This is a genomic window from Citrobacter sp. Cpo069, assembly GCF_030332785.1.
GTDB classification, from domain to species: Bacteria; Pseudomonadota; Gammaproteobacteria; order Enterobacterales; family Enterobacteriaceae; genus Citrobacter; species Citrobacter portucalensis.
In genome coordinates this window covers 240,675-262,553 of record NZ_JAOWHD010000051.1, presented here as the reverse complement: position 1 = coordinate 262,553, position 21,879 = coordinate 240,675, and the positions used below count along the sequence as shown (strand labels likewise).

General features: G+C 53.7%; 17 protein-coding genes. 9 read left to right on the top strand and 8 right to left on the bottom strand.

Annotated elements, in window-relative coordinates; genetic code table 11:
- Positions 1-329 precede the first annotated feature (329 nt).
- The 5 genes from nanR to nanQ all read left to right on the top strand — a co-directional run bounded on the left by nanR (position 330) and on the right by nanQ (position 5,310).
- Positions 330-1,121 carry a transcriptional regulator NanR gene (nanR, locus tag OGY08_RS14035; protein ID WP_008785946.1) on the top strand — a complete coding sequence of 264 codons (792 nt, stop codon included), beginning with the start codon at positions 330-332 and terminating at the stop codon, positions 1,119-1,121.
- 259 nt (positions 1,122-1,380) lie between these two features.
- Positions 1,381-2,274 (top strand): N-acetylneuraminate lyase, encoded by an 894-nt coding sequence (gene nanA, locus OGY08_RS14030; protein WP_003828793.1) that lies wholly within the window; start codon positions 1,381-1,383, stop codon positions 2,272-2,274.
- A gap of 109 nt (positions 2,275-2,383) precedes the next feature.
- Entirely contained in the window at positions 2,384-3,874 is a 1,491-nt protein-coding gene (nanT, locus tag OGY08_RS14025) for a sialic acid transporter NanT (RefSeq protein ID WP_048215451.1), read from the top strand.
- A 96-nt stretch (positions 3,875-3,970) separates the two neighbouring features.
- Entirely contained in the window at positions 3,971-4,840 is an 870-nt protein-coding gene (gene nanK, locus OGY08_RS14020) for an N-acetylmannosamine kinase (RefSeq protein ID WP_057067618.1), read from the top strand.
- A gap of 2 nt (positions 4,841-4,842) precedes the next feature.
- Positions 4,843-5,310 (top strand): N-acetylneuraminate anomerase, encoded by a 468-nt coding sequence (gene nanQ / locus OGY08_RS14015; RefSeq protein WP_057067638.1) that lies wholly within the window; start codon positions 4,843-4,845, stop codon positions 5,308-5,310.
- Positions 5,311-5,368: 58 nt separating this feature from the next.
- Here the strand turns inward: nanQ and OGY08_RS14010 are convergent, their stop codons facing one another.
- The 4 genes from OGY08_RS14010 to gltB all read right to left on the bottom strand — a co-directional run bounded on the left by OGY08_RS14010 (position 5,369) and on the right by gltB (position 14,028).
- Complete coding sequence (locus OGY08_RS14010) at positions 5,369-6,649, bottom strand: cytosine deaminase (RefSeq protein ID WP_032945132.1); 1,281 nt, start codon at positions 6,647-6,649, stop codon at positions 5,369-5,371.
- Complete coding sequence (gene codB / locus OGY08_RS14005) at positions 6,639-7,889, bottom strand: cytosine permease (RefSeq protein WP_032945130.1); 1,251 nt, start codon at positions 7,887-7,889, stop codon at positions 6,639-6,641. Before codB ends, OGY08_RS14010 begins: the two co-directional genes overlap by 11 nt.
- A 247-nt stretch (positions 7,890-8,136) precedes the next feature.
- Positions 8,137-9,555, bottom strand: a complete 1,419-nt coding sequence (locus tag OGY08_RS14000) for a glutamate synthase small subunit (protein ID WP_008785940.1) — start codon at positions 9,553-9,555, stop codon at positions 8,137-8,139.
- Between the two features lie 12 nt (positions 9,556-9,567).
- A complete protein-coding gene (gene gltB / locus OGY08_RS13995; protein ID WP_125362924.1) occupies positions 9,568-14,028 on the bottom strand; it encodes a glutamate synthase large subunit in 4,461 nt (1,486 codons plus the stop codon).
- A 684-nt stretch (positions 14,029-14,712) separates the two neighbouring features.
- Here gltB and mnmL point away from each other — a divergent pair.
- From mnmL to mtgA, 4 genes are all read left to right on the top strand, one after another.
- Entirely contained in the window at positions 14,713-15,642 is a 930-nt protein-coding gene (gene mnmL / locus OGY08_RS13990; RefSeq protein WP_125362935.1) for a tRNA modification radical SAM protein MnmL/YtqA, read from the top strand.
- Between the two features lie 201 nt (positions 15,643-15,843).
- Positions 15,844-18,180 (top strand): aerobic respiration two-component sensor histidine kinase ArcB, encoded by a 2,337-nt coding sequence (gene arcB, locus OGY08_RS13985; RefSeq protein ID WP_219013511.1) that lies wholly within the window; start codon positions 15,844-15,846, stop codon positions 18,178-18,180.
- 230 nt (positions 18,181-18,410) lie between these two features.
- Positions 18,411-19,064: an isoprenoid biosynthesis glyoxalase ElbB gene (gene elbB, locus OGY08_RS13980; protein WP_032945124.1), complete on the top strand. Its 654-nt coding sequence runs from the start codon at positions 18,411-18,413 to the stop codon at positions 19,062-19,064.
- A complete protein-coding gene (mtgA, locus tag OGY08_RS13975) occupies positions 19,061-19,780 on the top strand; it encodes a monofunctional biosynthetic peptidoglycan transglycosylase (RefSeq protein WP_003828772.1) in 720 nt (239 codons plus the stop codon). The genes elbB and mtgA overlap by 4 nt, the downstream gene beginning before the upstream one ends.
- Positions 19,781-19,846: 66 nt before the next feature.
- Here mtgA and npr read toward each other — a convergent pair whose 3' ends face one another.
- The 4 genes from npr to hpf form a co-directional block, all read right to left on the bottom strand.
- Positions 19,847-20,119 (bottom strand): PTS phosphocarrier protein NPr, encoded by a 273-nt coding sequence (gene npr, locus OGY08_RS13970; RefSeq protein WP_003828770.1) that lies wholly within the window; start codon positions 20,117-20,119, stop codon positions 19,847-19,849.
- Positions 20,116-20,970, bottom strand: a complete 855-nt coding sequence (gene rapZ, locus OGY08_RS13965; protein ID WP_003025085.1) for an RNase adapter RapZ — start codon at positions 20,968-20,970, stop codon at positions 20,116-20,118. The genes npr and rapZ overlap by 4 nt, the downstream gene beginning before the upstream one ends.
- Positions 20,971-21,015: 45 nt before the next feature.
- Positions 21,016-21,507, bottom strand: a complete 492-nt coding sequence (gene ptsN, locus OGY08_RS13960) for a PTS IIA-like nitrogen regulatory protein PtsN (RefSeq protein WP_003025083.1) — start codon at positions 21,505-21,507, stop codon at positions 21,016-21,018.
- A gap of 83 nt (positions 21,508-21,590) precedes the next feature.
- Positions 21,591-21,878, bottom strand: a complete 288-nt coding sequence (hpf, locus tag OGY08_RS13955; protein WP_003025078.1) for a ribosome hibernation promoting factor — start codon at positions 21,876-21,878, stop codon at positions 21,591-21,593.
- Between the last annotated feature and the right edge of the window lies 1 nt (position 21,879).

The following is a 21,879-nucleotide window of genomic DNA, read 5'->3' as shown; positions in this document are numbered from 1 at the left end:
ATCCGGTAATAACGCTGTTGTCAAAACGGATGTTATATTTTTCTGGGCATTTTTTATGGAGTGAATATCTTATTTTTAATTCGATGATGTAATTATTTATCGTTATAAAATAGAAGGTTATGATAAATTATCACGTTCATATTCATAATTTTCATGAAGGCGTTTAACTCCATTCAATTAAAATGAGGCAGAAGATACTCGCTTAAAATAATATTGCTGTTACGTATATTATCAATAGGCCAGCCGGATCAGATCGTCCATCATTTCACCCTGCTTTCGATCCTGTGTTAGGATAAACCCGCAGTTGTTTGTCACCACGACTTAGCTGAATGGACCCTATGAACGCATTTGATTCGCAAGCTGAAGACTCTCCATCCACCATTGGCCGTAGCTTACGCAATCGCCCGTTGGCGCGTAAAAAACTGTCTGAAATGGTTGAAGAAGAACTGGAGCAGATGATTCGTCGTCGGGAATTTGGCGAGGGCGAACAGTTGCCGTCTGAGCGGGAGCTGATGGCCTTCTTTAACGTGGGCCGTCCTTCTGTACGAGAAGCGCTGGCCGCGTTAAAACGCAAAGGTCTGGTACAAATCAACAACGGCGAGCGCGCCCGCGTTTCGCGTCCTTCAGCTGATACTATCATTAGCGAGCTGTCTGGCATGGCGAAAGATTTCCTCGCACATCCCGGTGGCATTGCCCACTTCGAGCAGTTGCGACTGTTCTTTGAATCCAGCCTGGTACGATACGCCGCCGAACATGCGACAGATGAGCAAATCGACAGACTGGCTAAAGCACTGGAGATCAACAGCCAGTCGCTCGATGACAATACGTTGTTCATCCGCTCGGACGTTGATTTTCACCGTGTACTGGCTGAGATCCCGGGCAATCCTATCTTTATGGCTATCCATGTTGCGCTGTTAGATTGGCTGATTGCCGCCCGTCCAACCGTCGCCGATCAAGAGTTGTATGAGCACAACAACGTGAGTTATCAGCAGCATATCGCTATTGTCGACGCAATTCGCCAGCGCGATCCTGAAGAAGCTGACCGCGCACTGCAAGAACATCTCAATAGCGTTTCCGCGACCTGGCACGCCTTCAGCAAAAGTAAAAAGTTGCGTAAGTGATCGCGATCCCGACGATCGTTTAAACACAAAATCATTCAAGTTGCATCAAGGCGGCAAGAGAGCGAGTTCCCTGGAGCATAGATAACTATGTGACAGGGGTGAGCGAACGCAGCTAACGCAGAGGCGGCTCGAAGGATGAAGTGTTTAGTGAAGTAGATCGCACTATAAGCGTTCTGTATTGTATTGCTGCTTATTTGATCTGGTATAACAGGTATAAAGGTATGCAGTTAGATAACACTAATCATCGTTAGAGGTCGTTATGGCAAGAGATTTAAAAGGCGTAATGCCAGCGTTGTTAACCCCATTCGATAACCAACAGAGACTGGACATCGAGAGTCTGCGCCGCCTGGTGCGTTTCAACATTGGTCAGGGTGTCGATGGGCTCTATGTCGGTGGCTCAACGGGTGAGGCCTTTGTCCAAAACCGCGTTGAAAGAGAGCAGGTACTGGAAATTGTTGCCGAAGAGGCGAAAGGTAAGGTGACGCTGATCGCCCATGTTGGCACGGTGAGTACTGAAGAAAGCCAACAGCTGGCGAGCGCGGCACATCGTTACGGCTTTGATGCCGTTTCGGCCGTTACACCGTTTTACTATCCGTTCAGCTTTGAAGAACATTGCGATCACTACCGCGCAATTATTGATTCCGCTGATGGTTTACCGATGGTGGTCTATAACATTCCGGCGCTGAGTGGCGTAAAACTGACGCTGGATCAAATCAACACACTGGTGACGCTGCCAGGTGTTGGCGCACTGAAGCAAACTTCGGGCGATCTCTATCAGATGGAACAGATCCGCCGCGCTCATCCCGATCTGGTGCTTTATAACGGCTATGACGAGATCTTTGCTTCCGGACTGCTTGCGGGCGCAGATGGCGGTATCGGTAGCACTTACAACATCATGGGGTGGCGCTATCAGGGAATTGTGAAAGCGCTCAAAGAAGGTGACATCCGCACGGCGCAAAAGCTGCAAACCGAGTGCAATAAGGTTATCGATCTGCTTATTAAGGTTGGCGTGTTCCGCGGCCTGAAAACAGTATTGCACTATATGGATGTGGTTTCTGTCCCACTGTGCCGTAAACCCTTTGCCCCGGTAGATGAACACTATCTGCCGGAACTGAAAGCGCTGGCAAACCAACTGCTGGCGGAAAAGGCGTAATCACGGGTCGCCGGGGGCGTTTCGCTTGCCCGGCCTGGATTTTCGACCGTAGGCCGGGTAAGGCAAAGCCACCACCCGGCACAACAACAAAAATCGTCGGGAGAGTAAAATGAGTACTTCTACCCAAAGCATCCCGTGGTATCGCCATCTCAATCGGGCACAATGGCGGGCATTTTCCGCCGCCTGGCTGGGATATTTGCTTGATGGTTTCGATTTTGTGTTAATCGCTCTGGTGCTGACAGAAGTGCAGGGCGAATTCGGACTGACGACGGTGCAGGCTGCCAGCCTGATCTCGGCCGCCTTTATCTCCCGTTGGTTTGGCGGGTTAATGCTGGGGGCAATGGGCGACCGCTACGGACGCCGCCTGGCAATGGTCACCAGCATCATTCTGTTCTCTGTGGGAACGCTGGCCTGCGGTTTCGCGCCGGGCTACACCACCATGTTTATCGCCCGCCTGGTTATCGGTATGGGAATGGCCGGTGAGTATGGCTCCAGCGCAACCTATGTTATTGAAAGTTGGCCTAAACACCTGCGAAACAAAGCCAGTGGTTTCCTGATTTCCGGATTTTCCGTTGGTGCCGTGATCGCCGCCCAGGTTTACAGTCTGGTGGTCCCGGTCTGGGGATGGCGCGCGCTGTTCTTCATCGGCATCCTGCCAATTATCTTCGCCCTCTGGCTGCGTAAAAATATTCCGGAAGCGGAAGACTGGAAAGAGAAACACGAAGGCAAAGCGCCAGTGCGCACGATGGTGGACATTCTCTACCGGGGCGAGCATCGGGTAATTAATATTCTGATGACGCTCGCCGCTGCAACTGCGCTGTGGTTCTGCTTTGCTGGCAACCTGCAAAATGCGGCTATCGTGGCGGTCCTGGGACTGATATGCGCCTTTATCTTCATTAGCTTTATGGTGCAAAGCAGCGGGAAACGCTGGCCGACGGGCGTGATGCTGATGGTGGTCGTGCTATTCGCCTTCCTGTACTCGTGGCCGATTCAGGCGCTGTTGCCAACCTATCTGAAAACGGAACTGCTGTACGATCCTTCCACGGTGGCCAGAGTGCTCTTCTTTAGCGGCTTTGGCGCGGCGGTCGGTTGTTGCGTCGGTGGTTTTCTCGGTGACTGGCTGGGCACGCGTAAAGCCTATGTCTGCAGTCTGCTGGCCTCGCAGTTGCTGATTATTCCGGTGTTTGCGATCGGTGGTTCAAACGTCTGGGTACTCGGTTTGCTGCTGTTTTTCCAACAAATGCTCGGCCAGGGGATCTCCGGGATCTTACCAAAACTGATTGGTGGCTATTTCGATACCGATCAGCGTGCGGCGGGACTGGGCTTCACCTATAACGTAGGCGCACTGGGCGGGGCTCTGGCACCGATCATCGGCGCGCTGATTGCCCAACGTCTGGATCTGGGTACCGCGCTGGGATCGCTCTCTTTCGGCCTGACATTTGTAGTGATCCTGCTGATTGGTCTTGATATGCCGTCCCGTGTACAGCGCTGGCTGCGTCCTGAAGCGTTGCGTACGCATGATGCCATTGATGGTCGACCGTTTAGCGGTGCCGTGCCGTTCGGCGGTGACAAAAGCACTATGGTGAAATCCAAAAGTTAATCCAGTTGCCCGGTGCTGAACCGGGCAATAGCCGTAAGGGAAGAATATGTCGTTCTTTGAGCTACAGAGCGCCACCACGATGCATGAGGCGGCGTCATGACCACACTGGCGATTGATATTGGCGGCACCAAATTGGCTGCCGCGCTGATAGACAACAATCTGCAAGTCCGCGAGCGGCGTGAACTGCCGACGCCTGCCAGTAAAACGCCGCAAGCGCTGCGCGCCGCGTTACAAACACTGGTTGCCCCGCTACAGGGGCGTGCTAATCGGGTGGCGATCGCCTCGACGGGGATTATCCGTGAGGGGGCTTTACTGGCGCTGAATCCGCATAACCTCGGCGGGTTGATGCATTTTCCGCTGACACAAACGCTGGAACAAATCACCGGCCTGCCGACGCTGGCCGTCAATGACGCACAGGCAGCGGCGTGGGCTGAGTACCATGCGCTTGGTGGTGAGTACCGCGATCTGGTGTTTATTACCGTCTCCACAGGCGTGGGCGGGGGAGTCGTCAGCGGTGGGAAACTGCTGACTGGAGTCGGCGGTCTGGCTGGGCATCTGGGACATACGCTGGCCGATCCCCATGGACCCATGTGCGGCTGCGGGCGTGTGGGCTGCGTTGAGGCGATCGCATCCGGTCGTGGAATAGCGGCGGCTGCCGAAGGCGCGCTAGCCGGATGCGACGCCAAAACTATTTTTAGCTGTGCCGGGCAGGGGGATGAGCAGGCAAGCCGGTTGATCCATCGCTCGGCGCGTACTTTGGCAAGGCTTGTTGCCGATGTGAAGGCCACGACCGATTGCCAGATTGTGGTGATTGGCGGCAGCGTTGGGCTGGCTGAAGGGTATCTGGCGCTGGTGGAACATTATCTGGCACAAGAGCCTTTGGCCTATCACGTTGAATTGCTGGCGGCGCATTGCCGTCATGACGCTGGATTACTGGGGGCCGCGCTGTTGGTCCAGGGAGAATGATGATGATATCAGATGCGTTGAATTCACTGCCTTCTGCCGGATTACATCCGGTCTTGCAGCAGGCGTTAACGCTTGCCATTGCGGCGAATCCGCAGGAGAAAACGCCTGGACGCTACACGTTGCAGGGCGAGAATATTTTTATGAATGTCATGCAATTTACAACGCAGAGCCCAGAGCATAAGAAAGCGGAGCTGCATCAGCAGTACATTGATATTCAGATGCTGTTGTCCGGCGAAGAACGGATTCTGTTCGGGATGACCGATTCTGCTCGTCACTGCGAAGAGATGCACATCGAGGATGATTATCAGCTGTGCAGCCAGATTGCCGATGAACAGGCTATGGTACTGAAGCCGGGAAAATTTGTGATTTTTATGCCGGGCGAGCCGCATAAACCGGGTTGTGTGGTGCAGACCCCGATGGACATCAAAAAGGTGGTGATCAAAGTCCGCGCCAGCTTATTACAAGCTTGAGAATGAGAGACTGTGTCGGATGGCAAGGCTTACGCCATCCGACATGGAATGTAACGTCCTAGCGCTTAAACGTCACCGTTTCTGGCTGCGTCAGATGCAGTGTGGTTTGGCTTGGGACCGTCTCGGCAATGACTCGACCATGACGAATGGAATAACGGGCAGGCGTCTGGCGACGAACCGCGTCAAACCCATTTTCTGCAGGCAAAATCACCAGATTCGCAGAATTCCCCACGTTCAGACCATAGTCCTGCAGATGTAGGGTTTTCGCGCTGTGGGTGGTGACCAGGTTCAACCCATCGTTAATTTGTCCATATCCCATCAGCTGGCACACGTGTAATCCCATATGCAGCACCTGCAGCATATTCGCAGTGCCCAGCGGGTACCACGGATCGAAGACGTCATCATGACCGAAGCAGACGTTGATCTCCGCTTCCAGCATCTCTTTGACGCGCGTAACACCACGACGCTTAGGATAAGTGTCAAAGCGCCCTTGCAGGTGAATATTCACCAGTGGATTTGCGACAAAGTTAATGCCGGACATTTTCAACAGGCGGAAAAGACGGGAAGCATACGCGCCGTTGTAGGAATGCATCGCCGTGGTATGGCTGGCGGTCACACGCTCGCCCATATTGTAGCGATGCGCCAGCGCCGCAACGGTTTCAACAAAGCGGGATTGCTCATCATCGATTTCGTCACAGTGCACGTCGATAAGTTTGTCGTATTTTTGCGCCAGAGCGAAAATCTTATGCAGCGACTCTACGCCATATTCACGCGTGAATTCAAAGTGCGGGATCGCGCCAATGACGTCGGCGCCCAGACGCACGGCTTCCTCCAGGAGCGCTTCACCGTTGGGATAAGAAAGAATGCCTTCTTGCGGGAACGCGACAATCTGTAGCTCTACCCACGGAGCGACTTCTTGCTTCACCTCCAGCATGGCTTTTAGCGCCGTCAACGTAGGGTCGGAAACGTCAACGTGAGTACGGACATACTGGATGCCGTTGGCCATCTGCCACTTCAGGGTCTGCATGGCGCGCGCTTTGACGTCTTCGTGAGTGAGCATTGCCTTACGTTCAGCCCAGCGTTCAATGCCCTCAAACAGCGTACCAGACTGATTCCAGCTCGGCTCGCCCGCGGTTTGCGTAGTGTCCAGATGGATATGTGGCTCAACGAACGGTGGGATAGCCAGACCGCCTTCAGCATCAAGCACTTCACCCTGTGGTAACGTCGCTGCGTCTTGAGGCTCAATACGGCTAAAGCGCCCGTTTTCAATCGTGATTTGCCATAACCCTTCACGTCCCTGTAAACGCGCCTGATGAATGGTGATGTTATTATTCTGCATGGCTGACCTCCGGGGATTTAGCAAGGCTGCGATTGAAAAGTGGATTCAGCAGGATATAGCTGAATACGCCGCCGAGTACGGCATTGACGGGCACGATGCCGGGAATATAGTGACCAGCGGCGATGCCCAGTGCAACGGACAGGATCGCTATCCAGTTTACGGAAATAAATTGCGCTTTGCTGAAGTCGGCATAGCGGCGATGGTTCAGCAGATAGTCGGCGATGATCACCCCGCCAATCGGGGGAATTGCTGCCGACAGAAATGTCAGCCAGCCGACAAAGTTATTGTAAAGCCACAGCGCGCACAGTGTGCCAATAATACCGTTAGCCACCGACAGCGTACGGCTGGAAAGGCCGGTAATATTGGCAAATCCCAGGCCCGATGCGTACAGCGCATTATCGTTGGTGGTCCAGATATTCAGGCCGAGAACGATGATCGCGGGCAGCAGCAGTCCTTGGGCAATCATCACGTCAGAGATATCCGCCTGTCCAACCGCAGCCGCGCCCGCAGCGCCGAAGATGAACATCAAGGAGTTGCCAAGGAAAAACGCCACCATGGCGATCAGCACCGCGCCTTTGGCGTTGCGGCCAAAACGGACGAAGTCAGCGGTTAACGTCCCTGCGCTGACAAACGAGCCGACTACCAGCGCCAGTGCGGTGGAGAAATCCAGCGGCGTTTGCGGCACTATCGCTTTTAAATGCTCCAAACCGCCGACATCGCTCACTGCCAGCCAGACGGAGTAGCTGCCAAGTACGACGATGGCAGGCACGGCGATGATAGATAAAACGGTCAGCGCTGAGATGCCAAAAAAGATGGTCAGGGTCATCAACAGACCGGAAACCGCAATCAGGATATTGACGTCAATTCCCGTCGCTTTGCCAACCGGGATAGCAAACATGGCCACACCAACGCCAAACCAGCCTACCTGTGTGCCGCCTAACAGCAGAGAGGGAAGCCATGAACCTTTCACACCAAATGAGTAACGCGCCAGAAGGTGGGTTGAGAGCCCTGTTTTTGCGCCGATAAAACCGAGAAATGCAGTGTAAATACCGAGGAGAAGATTACCGAAGAGAACTGCCAGGAAGAAATCATTATAAGAAAGACCGGTACCGAGTGTGCCACCGGTCCACATACTGGCGGAAAAGAATGTGAGTCCCAACATGACAAATGTTAGTGGAACTACGCCTTTTCGCGCCGCCAGAGGGACGGGGCCCTGGCTATAATTGTTGTCTTGCGACACAACGCCTCCATGAATTTTGCCCAAAAAATCCGCCGCATAATATACAGTTCTCAACGTAAAGCAAACGTTTTCGTCTGATTTTTACATGGTTATTATTCATGATGTTGATCTGTTTGGGGTGTTAAGGTTATTTGCCCTGTTTACTAAACGTGTTGTCAGACTGGCTTAATCGGCAGGTTTGGCGGTATTGCGGCAGGAATTTGGCATCTCACCCACCAGGGCAGATGAGATGCCTTAAGAGGCTGTATTACACTTCCAGGTAGTTCAGGATACCGTCTGCCGCTTTACGACCTTCGGCAATCGCGGTGACTACCAGATCCGAACCGCGCACGATGTCGCCACCGGCGAAGATTTTCGGGTTGCTGGTCTGGAAGGCGTTGTCGCTGCGCTCTGGAGCAATAATGCGGCCCTGAGAATCCAGTTCGACGCTGTGTTTTGCCAGCCACTCCATACTGTGCGGACGGAAGCCAAACGCCAGTACCACCGCATCTGCCGGAACAACGTGTTCGGAACCGGCGACGATCTCCGCACGGCGACGGCCCTTCGCATCCGGTTCACCCATTTCGGTACGCGCCATTTTCACACCGCATACCTTACCGTTGGCGTTCACTTCCACGCCTAAAGGCTGGACGTTGAACTGGAATTCGACGCCTTCTTCACGCGCATTTTTCACTTCGCGTTTGGAACCCGGCATGTTCTCTTCGTCACGACGATAAGCGCAGATGACATGTGCTGCGTTCTGGCGAACCGAGGTGCGCACGCAGTCCATCGCGGTATCGCCACCGCCGAGAACGACGACGCGTTTGCCTTCCATGCTGATGTACGGCTCGTCGCTGCTTTCGCCAAAGCCCATCAACTGTTTGGTATTGGCGATCAGGAACGGCAGGGCATCAAACACACCGGAAGCGTCTTCGTTTTCCAGCCCACCGCGCATCGACTGATAGGTACCTACGCCAAGGAACACGGCGTCATAATCTTTCAGCAGATCGTCAAGCTGTACATCGCGGCCCACTTCCACGTTCAATTTGAACTCAATGCCCATACCGGTGAAGATTTCACGACGGCGGGTCATCACCTCTTTTTCCAGTTTGAAGGCTGGAATACCGAAGGTCAGCAGACCGCCGATTTCCGGGTGGCGGTCAAATACCACCGCCTTCACGCCGTTGCGGGTCAGCACATCAGCACAGGCCAGGCCTGCCGGACCGGCACCGATGATCGCCACGCGCTTGTCGGTTTGACGCACGCCAGTCATATCCGGGCGCCAGCCCATTTCGAATGCTTTATCGTTGATATAGCGCTCGATGTTACCGATAGTCACCGCGCCGAACTCATCGTTCAGCGTACAGGATCCTTCACACAGACGATCCTGCGGGCACACGCGGCCACAGACTTCCGGCAGAGTGTTGGTCTGGTGCGACAGTTCTGCCGCTTCAAAAATACGCCCCTCGTTCGCCAGTTTCAGCCAGTTCGGGATGTAGTTATGCACCGGACACTTCCACTCGCAGTACGGGTTACCGCAGGACAGGCAGCGGTCTGCCTGTGCTTTGGCCTGGCCTTCGGAAAATGGCTCGTAGATCTCGATAAACTCGATCTTACGGATCTTCAGCGGCTTCTTAGGCGGATCAACGCGCTGCAGGTCGATAAATTGGTATACGTTCTGACTCATTGCTGCTACCCCTTACTGCGCCTGCACACGCAGCTCTGCTGCGCTACGACTACGGTGACCCAACAGTGCTTTCACATCACTGGATTTTGGTTTTACCAGCGCGAATTTCGCCGAGAATGCTGGCCAGTTAGCCAGGATCTCTTCGCCGTGTGAAGAGCCGGTATGCTGTACGTGCTCGGTAATCAAACCGCGCAGGTGTTCCTCGTGGATAGCCAGCGAGTCCACGTTCAGCACTTCTACCAGTTCCGGGTTCACGCGTTTGCGGAACTCACCGTCTTCGTCGAGCACGTAGGCGAATCCACCCGTCATACCCGCTCCGAAGTTGACGCCCGTTTTTCCGAGAATACAGACGATGCCGCCGGTCATATATTCGCAGCCGTTGTCGCCAATACCTTCAACCACGGTGATTGCGCCGGAGTTACGTACTGCAAAGCGCTCACCTGCACGACCCGCGGCAAACAGGCGGCCACCGGTGGCGCCATACAGACAGGTGTTACCAATGATGCTCGCCTCATGGCTACGGAAAGCAGAGCCAACCGGAGGACGCACTGCCAGCAGACCGCCCGCCATACCTTTACCGACATAGTCGTTGGCATCACCGGTCAGATACAACTCCACGCCGCCCGCGTTCCACACGCCGAAGCTCTGGCCTGCGGTACCGCTGAAGTGCGCTTTGATTGGGTCAGACGCCAGCCCCTGATCGCCATGCGTTTGCGCGATATAGCCCGACAGCGACGCGCCAACGGAACGGTCGGTGTTGCGGATATCGAACCAGAAGGTTTTACTCTGGCGCTCGTCGACAAACGGTTTCGCTTGCTGTAACAACTGAGCGTTCAGCACGCCGTTATCAAACGGCGGGTTGTTCTCGGTGCAATGCAGCGCTTTACCCGGATGCGGTTCGGCGGTTTCCAGCAGACGAGACAGTTCCAGTTTCTGTTGCTTGGCGGTAAACCCTTCCAGCTCTTTGAGCAGGTCGGTACGACCAATCAGATCCACCAGACGCTTCACACCCAGTTGCGCCATCAGCTCACGGACTTCGCGGGCGATAAATTCAAAGTAGTTAGTCACTTTGAACGGCAGGCCGTGATAGTGATTCTTACGCAGTTTGTCATCCTGAGTCGCCACGCCGGTTGCGCAGTTGTTCAGGTGGCAAATACGCAGGTATTTACAGCCCAGCGCCACCATTGGACCGGTACCGAAGCCGAAGCTTTCCGCACCCAGAATCGCCGCTTTAATGATATCGACACCGGTTTTCAGACCGCCATCAACCTGCAGACGAATCTTGTGACGCAGACCGTTAGCGACCAGCGCCTGCTGGGTTTCCACCAGACCGAGTTCCCACGGGCAGCCCGCATATTTCACCGAGGAGAGCGGGCTTGCGCCGGTACCGCCATCGTAGCCAGCAATGGTGATCAGGTCCGCATAGGCTTTCGCCACGCCTGTGGCGATGGTGCCAACACCTGGTTCGGAAACCAGCTTCACGGAGATCATCGCTTTCGGGTTGACCTGTTTGAGGTCGAAAATCAGCTGCGCTAAGTCTTCGATAGAGTAAATATCGTGGTGCGGCGGCGGGGAGATCAGCGTCACGCCCGGTACCGAATAGCGCAGTTTGGCGATGTACGGGGTGACTTTATCACCCGGTAACTGACCGCCTTCGCCAGGTTTTGCGCCCTGAGCGACTTTAATCTGGATGACATCGGCGTTGACAAGATACGCCGGGGTTACGCCAAAGCGACCGGAAGCAACCTGCTTAATGCGCGACACTTTATTGGTGCCATAGCGCGCCGGGTCTTCGCCGCCTTCACCGGAGTTCGAGTTGCCGCCGATGCTGTTCATGGCTTCGGCCAGCGCTTCGTGTGCTTCGGGGCTTAATGCGCCGATGGACATAGCTGCGGTATCAAAGCGTTTAAACAGTTCGGTCGCGGGTTCTACTTCGCTAATGCTTACGGCTTCATCGCCAGGCGTAATCGCCAGCAGATCGCGCAGCGTGGCCGCCGGACGCTCATTGACCAGCTTGGCATATTCCTGATAGTCGCTGTACTCGCCGCTTTGTACCGCCTGTTGCAGCGTGCGCACCACGTCCGGGTTGTAGGCATGGTATTCGCCGCCGTGGACGTATTTGAGCAAACCGCCCTGGTTGATAGGTTTACGTGCCAGCCATGCATGTTTGGAGAGGTTCAGCAGATCCTGCTGGAAGTCGCTAAACCCTGCGCCGCTGATGCGGCTGACCACGCCCTGGAAGCACAGCGCCACGACATCATCGTGCAGACCAACGGCTTCAAACAGCTTCGAGCAGCGGTAAGAGGCAATGGTCGAGATGCCCATTTTGGACATGATTTTGTACAGACCTTTGTTGATGCCGTTACGGTAGTTCAGCATCACGGTCCGGTAATCTTTGGCAATCGCCTGAGTGTCGATCAGTCGTCCCAGCGTTTCATACGCGAGATACGGATAAATGGCCGTCGCGCCAAAGCCGAGCAGGACAGCAAAATGGTGCGGGTCGCGGGCACTGGCGGTTTCAACGATGATGTTGGCGTCGCAACGCAGACTTTGTTCTACCAGACGCGTTTGCACTGCGCCTACGGCCATCGGTGCAGGAACCGGCAGGCGGTTTTTCGCGATGTTACGGTCAGAGAGCACCAGCAGCACAGTACCGTTACGCACCATCTGTTCCGCCTTATCGCACAATGCTTTGACGGTCTCTTCGAGCGTGGTTTCGGTCACGTCGAAGGTGATATCCAGGCGGTCGGCGCGGTAATGCTCCTCTTTCATGGTGGTGAGCTGGGTGAAATCGGAGTACAGCAGGATCGGCGATTTAAAGCTCAGGCGGTGTGCCTGACCTTCGGCTTCGCAGAAGACGTTCATCTCACGACCGATGCTGGTGGCCAGCGACATAACATGCGCTTCACGCAGCGGGTCGATCGGCGGGTTAGTCACCTGCGCGAACTGCTGGCGGAAGTAGTCATAAATGATGCGTGGCTGGCTTGAGAGCACCGCAAACGGGGTATCATCACCCATTGAGCCGACCGCTTCCTGACCGTTTTCACCGAGCACGCGGATCACGGAATCCAGCTCTTCGGCACTGTAGTTAAACTGTTTCTGATAGCTGGCGAGCGTGTCATCGTCCAGTTCGCGGCTGCCGACCTGATCGTCTGCGAGGTCTTCGAACGGCACCAGACGGCGGACGTTCTTCTCCATCCACTCTTTGTACGGATGGCGGCTTTTCAGATCGTCATCGGTTTCGGCGGAGTGCAGAATGCGCCCGCTGCGGGTATCGATAACCATCAGCTCGCCAGGGCCGACGCGACCTTTCTCGACGACTTCATCCGGCTGATAATCCCAGATCCCAACTTCAGAGGCACAGGTAATTAGCTTGTCTTTGGTGATGACGTAGCGCGCCGGACGCAGGCCGTTACGGTCAAGGTTACAGGCGGCAAAACGGCCGTCGGACATAACAATGCCCGCCGGGCCATCCCACGGCTCCATGTGCATGGAGTTAAAGTCAAAGAACGCGCGCAGCTCCGGGTCCATATCCGGGTTGTTCTGCCAGGCCGGCGGCACCAGTAAACGCATGGCACGGATAATGTCCATCCCGCCAGCCAGCAGCAGTTCCAGCATGTTATCCATTGAGCTGGAGTCGGAGCCGGTTTCGTTAACGAACGGTGCGGCGTCGTGCAGGTCTGGGATCAGTGGCGTCTGGAATTTATAGGTACGTGCGCGTGCCCACTGGCGGTTGCCGGTGATGGTGTTGATTTCACCGTTATGCGCCAGGTAGCGGAACGGTTGCGCCAGCGGCCAGCGCGGTACGGTATTGGTGGAGAAGCGCTGGTGGAACAGGCAGATGGCCGATTCCAGACGCAGATCCGCCAGGTCCAGGTAAAAGCGCGGCAGATCCGCCGGCATACACAGACCTTTATAGATATTGACCAGGTTCGACAAGCTACAGACGTAGAAGTCTTTATCGTCCTGGAGGCGTTTTTCGATGCGACGGCGCGCGATGAACAGGCGGCGCTCCATATCACGCGGACGCCAGCCCGCAGGGGCGTTGACAAAAATTTGCTCGATACGAGGCAGGGAGGAGAGGGCGATTTCACCGAGAACACCTTCGTTGGTCGGCACGTCGCGCCAGCCGACAATCGACAGGGTCTCCTGCTGTAATTCTTCTTCGACAATGCGACGAGAAGCTGCAGCCAGTTCAGCGTCTTTATTTAAAAAGATCATGCCGACGGCATAGTTTTTAGCTAAACGCCAGCCGCGCTCTTGCGCCACGATGCGGAAAAAGCGGTCAGGTTTTTGTAACAGCAAACCGCAACCATCGCCGGTTTTACCATCGGCTAGAATTGCGCCACGGTGCTGCATGCGGGCCAGTGCGTGTATGGCGGTACGCACTACCTTGTGGCTAGGTTCGCCTTCTATGTGGGCGATCAGGCCGAAACCACAGTTATCCCTCTCAAGGGATTTATCGTACAACATATCAGTGAACCTCCCCAGGCTCTGCGGGATTCCCATCTGGACCGTTGCGCACGGGCACACCAAGAGCATGGCGACGGGGTTTGCGTGTCATACGCTTACCTCGCATTCGCCCTCTATATCCTTTTCGCATAGGTCAAACAAGTTTGAGGACTTGCTTCAGAGGGAATCTCAATTACTGCATAAATATGATGAGCAGGCTGCTCATCCAGAAAGCTTCCAGCGGATTTCCACGTTATCGGGAATCCACACACAGGTCAAATGGCAATCTTATTTATGCAAAAATGTGCTATAGGGCGATTAACTTTATGAATATGTTGAAATTTAAGGCTTTTTTACATTGATTTAACGCAAGGGGGATGGGGAGCGAAGTGTGATCTGTCTCACTGTAAGAAAGGCTGTATATCCCCCGTCCTCCCTTTGTTTATCGCTATGCTTGGCATTTTATGCTGGTTTTTGGAGTTTTGGCGTCTTAAAGATACTGTTTTTATGCTGAGAGTATAAGAAGATAAAAAAAACAGTCGGATATAAGGAAAAGTAATTTCATTTTGAATGAATGAAATTTCGATTATTTTGATTTGTTATGCAATGAATAAAAGCACGCCAGGGCGATTGATCCAGGTCATCGCCGACTGGGGCAAAAAATGGCAGGCTTTGGCCTCTTTTCAAGGCGCGGTCTATCAGATTATGCAGTTACAGAAATTAGTCAATATGTTTGGTGGGGATCTTTCTCGCCGTTACGGGCAAAAGGTTCATAAACTCACGCTTCACGGCGGCTTTAGCTGTCCAAATCGTGATGGCACCATCGGACGTGGCGGGTGTACTTTCTGCAATGTCGCCTCGTTTGCCGATGAAGCACAGCAGCACCATTCTATTGCCGAGCAGCTTGAGCATCAGGCGCATCTGGTCAATCGCGCGAAACGCTATCTGGCCTATTTCCAGGCCTATACCAGCACCTTTGCTGAAGTGCAGGTGCTGCGTTCGATGTATCAGCAGGCGGTTAGCCAGGCCAGTATCGTCGGGTTATGCGTTGGGACGCGCCCCGACTGCGTGCCGGATGCGGTACTCGATCTGCTTTGCGAGTATAAAGACCTCGGCTATGAGGTATGGCTGGAACTCGGTTTGCAAACCGCGCATGACAAAACCCTGCATCGTATTAACCGTGGCCATGATTTTGCCTACTACCAACGCACTACGCGACTGGCACGCGAGCGTGGGCTGAAAGTGTGCTCGCACCTGATTGTCGGTCTGCCGGGAGAAGGGCATGCAGAATGCCTGCAAACCATGGAACGTGTAGTGGAGACGGGTGTTGACGGTATTAAGCTGCACCCGCTGCATATTGTGAAAGGCAGTACGATGGCGAAAGCCTGGGAAGCCGGGCGGCTGAACGGAATTGAACTGGACGACTATACGGTTACCGCCGGGGAGATGATCCGTCATACGCCGCCAGAGGTGATTTATCATCGAATTTCCGCCAGCGCGCGCCGCCCAACGCTGTTGGCACCGCTATGGTGTGAAAACCGCTGGACCGGGATGGTCGAACTGGATAAGTACCTTAACAAGTACGGTGTGCAAGGCTCGGCGCTCGGTACGCCATGGGTACAGCCTGAGAACTAACTCTCCGTAGTCATGTAGGCCTGATAAGCGAAGCGCCATCAGGCGGCCCGGCGCACATTGCCTGATGGCGCTTTGCTTATCAGGCCTACGATGGCCTCTCCGCGGTCATTTCACCGATAACCTCCGCATTTCTTGCACAATCTTCAACGTCACGCTGAGAATTGAGTATTATTGTGCCAAGTTGTCGTGAAGGAACCCTCTATGAAGCAAATCCGTATGCTGGCGCAATATTACGTCGACCTGATGATGAAGTTAGGTCTGGTGCGCTTTTCGCTGCTGTTGGCGCTGGCTCTGGTCGTGTTGGCAATTGTGGTGCAGATGGCTGTCACCATGGTGCTGCATGGCCAGGTAGAAAGCATTGATGTCATCCGTTCTATCTTTTTTGGTCTGTTAATTACCCCCTGGGCCGTCTATTTCTTGTCTGTGGTGGTGGAGCAACTTGAGGAGTCCCGGCAACGCCTGTCACGACTGGTACAAAAGCTGGAAGAGATGCGCGAGCGCGATCTCAAGCTCAATGTGCAGCTGAAAGATAATATTGCCCAGCTCAATCAGGAAATTGTTGAGCGTGAAAAAGCCGAAACAGAGCGCCAGGAAACATTCGAGCAACTGAAGGTTGAAATCAAAGAGCGCGAAGAGGCGCAGATCCAGCTTGAGCAACAGTCTTCCTTTTTACGCTCTTTCCTTGATGCCTCGCCGGATCTGGTTTTTTATCGCAATGAAGATAAGGAGTTTTCCGGCTGTAACCGTGCCATGGAGCTGCTGACCGGCAAAAGCGAAAAGCAGCTGGTGAACTTAAAACCGGCTGACGTTTACTCTCCTGAAGCGGCTGAAAAGGTGATTGAGACCGACGAGAAGGTGTTCCGCCATAATGTTTCGCTCACCTACGAACAGTGGCTGGACTACCCGGACGGGCGCAAAGCCTGCTTTGAAATTCGCAAAGTGCCTTACTATGACCGCGTAGGTAAGCGACATGGTCTGATGGGCTTTGGGCGCGATATTACCGAGCGTAAGCGTTATCAGGACGCGCTTGAGCGCGCCAGCCGCGATAAGACCACCTTTATTTCTACCATCAGCCACGAGTTGCGCACCCCGCTTAACGGCATTGTCGGCTTAAGCCGGATCCTGCTGGATACGGATCTGACCGCGGAGCAGGAAAAATACCTGAAAACAATCCACGTCTCTGCTGTGACGCTGGGGAATATTTTCAACGATATTATCGACATGGATAAGATGGAACGACGTAAAGTTCAGCTCGATAACCAGCCAATCGATTTCACCAGCTTTATGGCGGATCTGGAAAACCTCTCTGGCCTACAGGCGCAGCAAAAAGGGCTGCGCTTTGTGCTTGAGCCGACGTTACCGCTGCCGCATAAGGTCATTACCGACGGAACGCGTCTGCGTCAGATCCTATGGAATCTGATCAGCAACGCCGTGAAGTTTACCCAGCAGGGGCAGGTGACTGTGCGGGCGCGCTATGACCAGGGGAATATGCTGCATTTCGAAGTTGAAGATTCCGGCATCGGCATTCCGCAGGATGAGCAGGATAAAATCTTCGCTATGTATTATCAGGTGAAGGACAGTAACGGCGGTAAACCGGCTACGGGGACAGGGATTGGTTTGGCCGTGTCGAAGCGTCTGGCGAAAAACATGGGCGGTGATATTACGGTTTCCAGCCAGGCAGGAAAAGGTTCCATCTTTACGCTGACTGTGCATGCGCCTGCGGTAGCGGAAGAGATTGAAGATGCTTTTGAAGACGATGAACTGCCGCTGCCAGCCCTGAATGTGCTGCTGGTAGAAGACATTGAGCTGAACGTTATTGTTGCGCGCTCCGTGCTGGAAAAATTAGGCAACAGCGTGGATGTCGCGATGACCGGGAAAGCCGCGCTGGAAATGTTTACGCCGGGTGAATATGACCTGGTGTTGTTGGATATTCAGCTACCGGATATGACCGGTCTGGATATCTCGCGGGAGCTCACGCAAAAATACGCCCGTGAAGATCTGCCACCGCTGGTTGCACTCACCGCCAACGTACTGAAAGATAAAAAAGAGTATCTTGACGCAGGCATGGACGACGTGCTGAGTAAGCCGCTGTCGGTTCCGGCGCTAACCGCCATGATCAAAAAATACTGGGATACCCGAAACGAAGAGGAGAGCACTGTGACATCTGAAGAAAGCAGTAAATCGCAAGCGCTGTTAGATATTCCTATGTTGGAACAATACCTCGAGCTGGTGGGACCGAAGTTAATTACCGACGGGCTGGCGGTGTTTGAGAAGATGATGCCGGGATATTTGAGCGTGCTGGAGTCCAACCTGACGGCACGGGATAAAAAAGGTGTTGTTGAGGAAGGCCATAAAATTAAAGGCGCAGCAGGTTCAGTGGGGCTGCGTCACCTGCAACAGCTAGGTCAGCAAATCCAGTCGCCGGATCTTCCTGCCTGGGAAGATAACGTTGCTGAATGGATTGAAGAGATGAAGCAGGAGTGGCAGCACGACGTGGCAGTATTAAAAGCCTGGGTGGCGAGTGTGGAAAAAAAATGACCCCGGCTTGACCGGGGTGCGCGAATACTGCGCCAACACCAGGGAAATCGTGGCTGCGCCGTAAATTATTATCATTGTTTACAAGGGCGCAGCCCTAATTTTCAGGCCGCACGCAGTTAAGATAGCAAATCTTAAATAATTTGTTACATGAATCAGTTAAATGTGTGAAGCGTAGCATTTAAATCATAATAACTAATATGTTTCAGCCAGCTTAGAAAAGGAGTATCGCGATGAAAAAAGTGGGTGTAGTGCTCAGCGGATGCGGCGTGTATGACGGTGCAGAGATCCATGAAACTGTTCTCACGCTTCTGGCCATTACCCGCAACGGCGCTCAGGCTGTCTGTTTCGCACCAGATAAACAACAAGCGGATGTGATTAATCATCTGACCGGCGAGTCGATGCTGGAAACTCGCAATGTGCTGATTGAAGCCGCGCGTATCACACGTGGCGATATTCGCCCACTTGCGCAGGCAGTCTCATCGGAACTGGATGCGTTGATCGTGCCGGGTGGGTTTGGTGCGGCCAAAAATCTGAGCAATTTTGCCAGTCAGGGCAGCGAATGCCGGGTTGACAGCGATTTAGCCGCGCTGGCGGTGGCCATGCATCAGGCGGGTAAGCCGTTGGGGTTTATGTGCATTGCGCCTGCCATGTTACCTAAAATTTTTGACTTCCCGCTGCGTCTGACCATCGGCACTGATATCGACACGGCAGAGGTGCTGGAAGAGATGGGCGCTGAGCATGTGCCTTGTCCGGTTGATGACATTGTCGTCGATGAAGACAACAAAATCGTCACCACGCCTGCCTATATGCTGGCGCAGGACATCGCTCAGGCTGCGAGTGGCATCGATAAACTGGTATCGCGTGTGCTGGTGCTGACTGAATGAGAAAAGGAGTAACCGCCTTTCTGCGACGTATTTTTCTGCGGGTGGTGGTTGTCCTCGCCGTATTCTGGGGCGGGGGCATCGCACTTTTCAGCGTGATGCCTGTGCCTTTCTCGGCGGTAATGGTCGAGCGACAGCTGGGCGCATGGCTGTCCGGTGATTTCGGCTATGTAGCGCACTCGGACTGGGTGAGTATGGATGAGATCTCACCGTGGATGGGACTGGCGGTGATTGCTGCAGAGGACCAGAAGTTTCCAGACCACTGGGGGTTTGACGTCACCGCCATAGAGAAAGCGCTGGCGCACAATGAACGCAATGAAAACCGCATTCGCGGGGCGTCGACGTTATCGCAACAGACGGCGAAAAACCTCTTTTTGTGGGATGGACGTAGCTGGGTGCGTAAAGGTCTTGAAGCCGGGCTAACGCTGGGTATGGAAACCGTCTGGAGTAAGAAACGTATTCTGACCGTCTATTTGAATATCGCCGAGTTTGGCGATGGGATATTTGGCGTGGAGGCGGCGGCGCAACGGTATTTTCATAAACCGGCCAGTCGGTTGAGCCTGTCTGAAGCGGCCTTGCTGGCGGCAGTATTGCCCAATCCTTTGCGTTTTAAGGCGAATGCGCCTTCTGGTTATGTGCGTAACCGCCAGGCCTGGATTATGCGCCAAATGCGCCAGTTAGGTGGTGAGTCGTTTATGCGGGAAAATAAGCTGTATTAGCGTAGTTATTGCCGGATGCGGCGTAAACGCCTTATCCGGCCTACTGGCTACGTTCTGTGTACTCGATTAATCTTCATCAAACCCTGAATTAAACAGGGCAATCACTGCGGCCAGGGCTTCTACTTCCTGTGGTCCCGTGGCTTCGACTTCTATCTGACGCCCTTTGGCTGAATCCAGCATCAGCAGAGCGATAACGCTGTTGGCCTCGGCTTCCGTTCCTTCATCATTACGCAGCAAAACTTCTGCTTCGAAACCCTGCATCAATTCAAACAGTTTCATCGCTGGGCGGGCATGCATGCCCAGCTTATTGGTGATTTCAACGGTTTGCTTCACGGTCATGATTTACGTTTTTCCAGCGTACGATGGCGTGACTGCACGTTTTTACCGCGTGAGCGGAAGTAGTCTGCCAACTGCTCAGCAATATACACCGAACGGTGTTTCCCGCCGGTACAGCCGATGGCTACGGTAAGGTAGCTACGGTTGTTGGTCTCCAGCATGGGTAACCATAGCTCAAGATAGCTGCGAGTCTGGTAAATAAAATTGTGTACTTCTGTGTGCCTGTCGAGGAATGCGGCGACGGGGCGGTCAAGACCGGTCATTGGGCGCAGCTTTGGATCCCAGTGTGGGTTAGGCAGAAAGCGCACGTCAAAGACGTAATCCGCATCAATCGGGATACCGTGTTTGAAACCAAAGGATTCGAATACCATCGTCAATTCACGTTCACGTTTACCCAGCAGTCGGGTACGTAACATTTCCGCCAGTTCGTGTACGGACATTTCGGAGGTATCAACGATCAGGTCAGCGCGAGAGCGCAGTGGCTCCAGCAAATCGCTTTCCTTATCGATAGCGCTTTCCAGAGACAAGTTCTTGCTGGAGAGCGGGTGTAAACGGCGCGTGTCACTGTAGCGACGAATCAGCGTGTTACGGTCTGCATCAAGGAACAGCAGCTGTGGTGAGAAACCCTCGGGCAGATTATTCATTGCCTGCTCAAAAATTTCCGGGGACTCAGGCATGTTGCGCACATCAATGCTGACGGCCGCAGAAATCTGGCGATCGGCCAGTGTACGAGCCAGATCGGGCAACAGCACTACGGGAAGGTTATCCACGCAGTAAAAACCCATATCTTCCAGCGCACGCAGGGCGACAGATTTACCTGACCCTGAACGGCCGCTGACGATCATCAGTACCATGTACTGTTTCTCCTCACAACGACAAAAAAGGATGCCATTGGGTTGTTATGCTTCATCCTGTCCACCTTCGGTGTCCGTGATGATTTGATACAACTCCTGGTCACTCTGCGCGGCGCGCAGACGACGACAGATGGTTTTATCTGCCAGACGTTTTGCGACCAGTGACAACGTATGCAAATGCGTCTTGGTTTGGTCTGCCGGGACCAGCAGGGCGAAAAGCAGATCGACAGGTTGATTATCAATGGCGTCGAAGGCGATGGGTGTTTCGAGTTGAACAAACACACCAACCGCGCGCATCGTGTCTTCTTCCAGCTTTCCGTGCGGGATAGCAATACCATTACCGATGCCGGTACTGCCCATTTTTTCACGCGTCAGAATGGCTTCAAATACCACCTGAGAAGGCAGGCTAAGCTGTTTTGCCGCAAGTTCGCTGATGATTTCCAGTGCGCGTTTCTTGCTTTGGCAGTGAACGCCTGCGCGTGTACATTCCTGGTTAAGAACAGTGCTCAGTTGTAGAGTCGTATCGTTATTTGTCATAATTTCACCTAAGCGCTAACTGTACAAATGGCCCGTTGTGCTACACAACAGGCCGTCCTGCACCCGCTAACTGCCCGGACAAGTTAGTGCTGTTTCAGTTTATCTTTATGTTTTGTTAACTGCCGAGCCAGTTTATCAATTAAACCGTCAATGGCGGCGTACATATCCTGACCTTCCGCGCTGGCATGAATTTCGCCACCGTTCACATGCAGTGTTGCATCCGAGATATGTGTAACCTTCTCCACTTTCAACACAATATAGACCTGATTAATCCGGTCGAAATATTGTTCGAGCTTGGCAAATTTTGTATTCACAAAATCGCGCAGGGCTTCAGTGATTTCGACGTTATTTCCAGTGATGTTGAGCTGCATA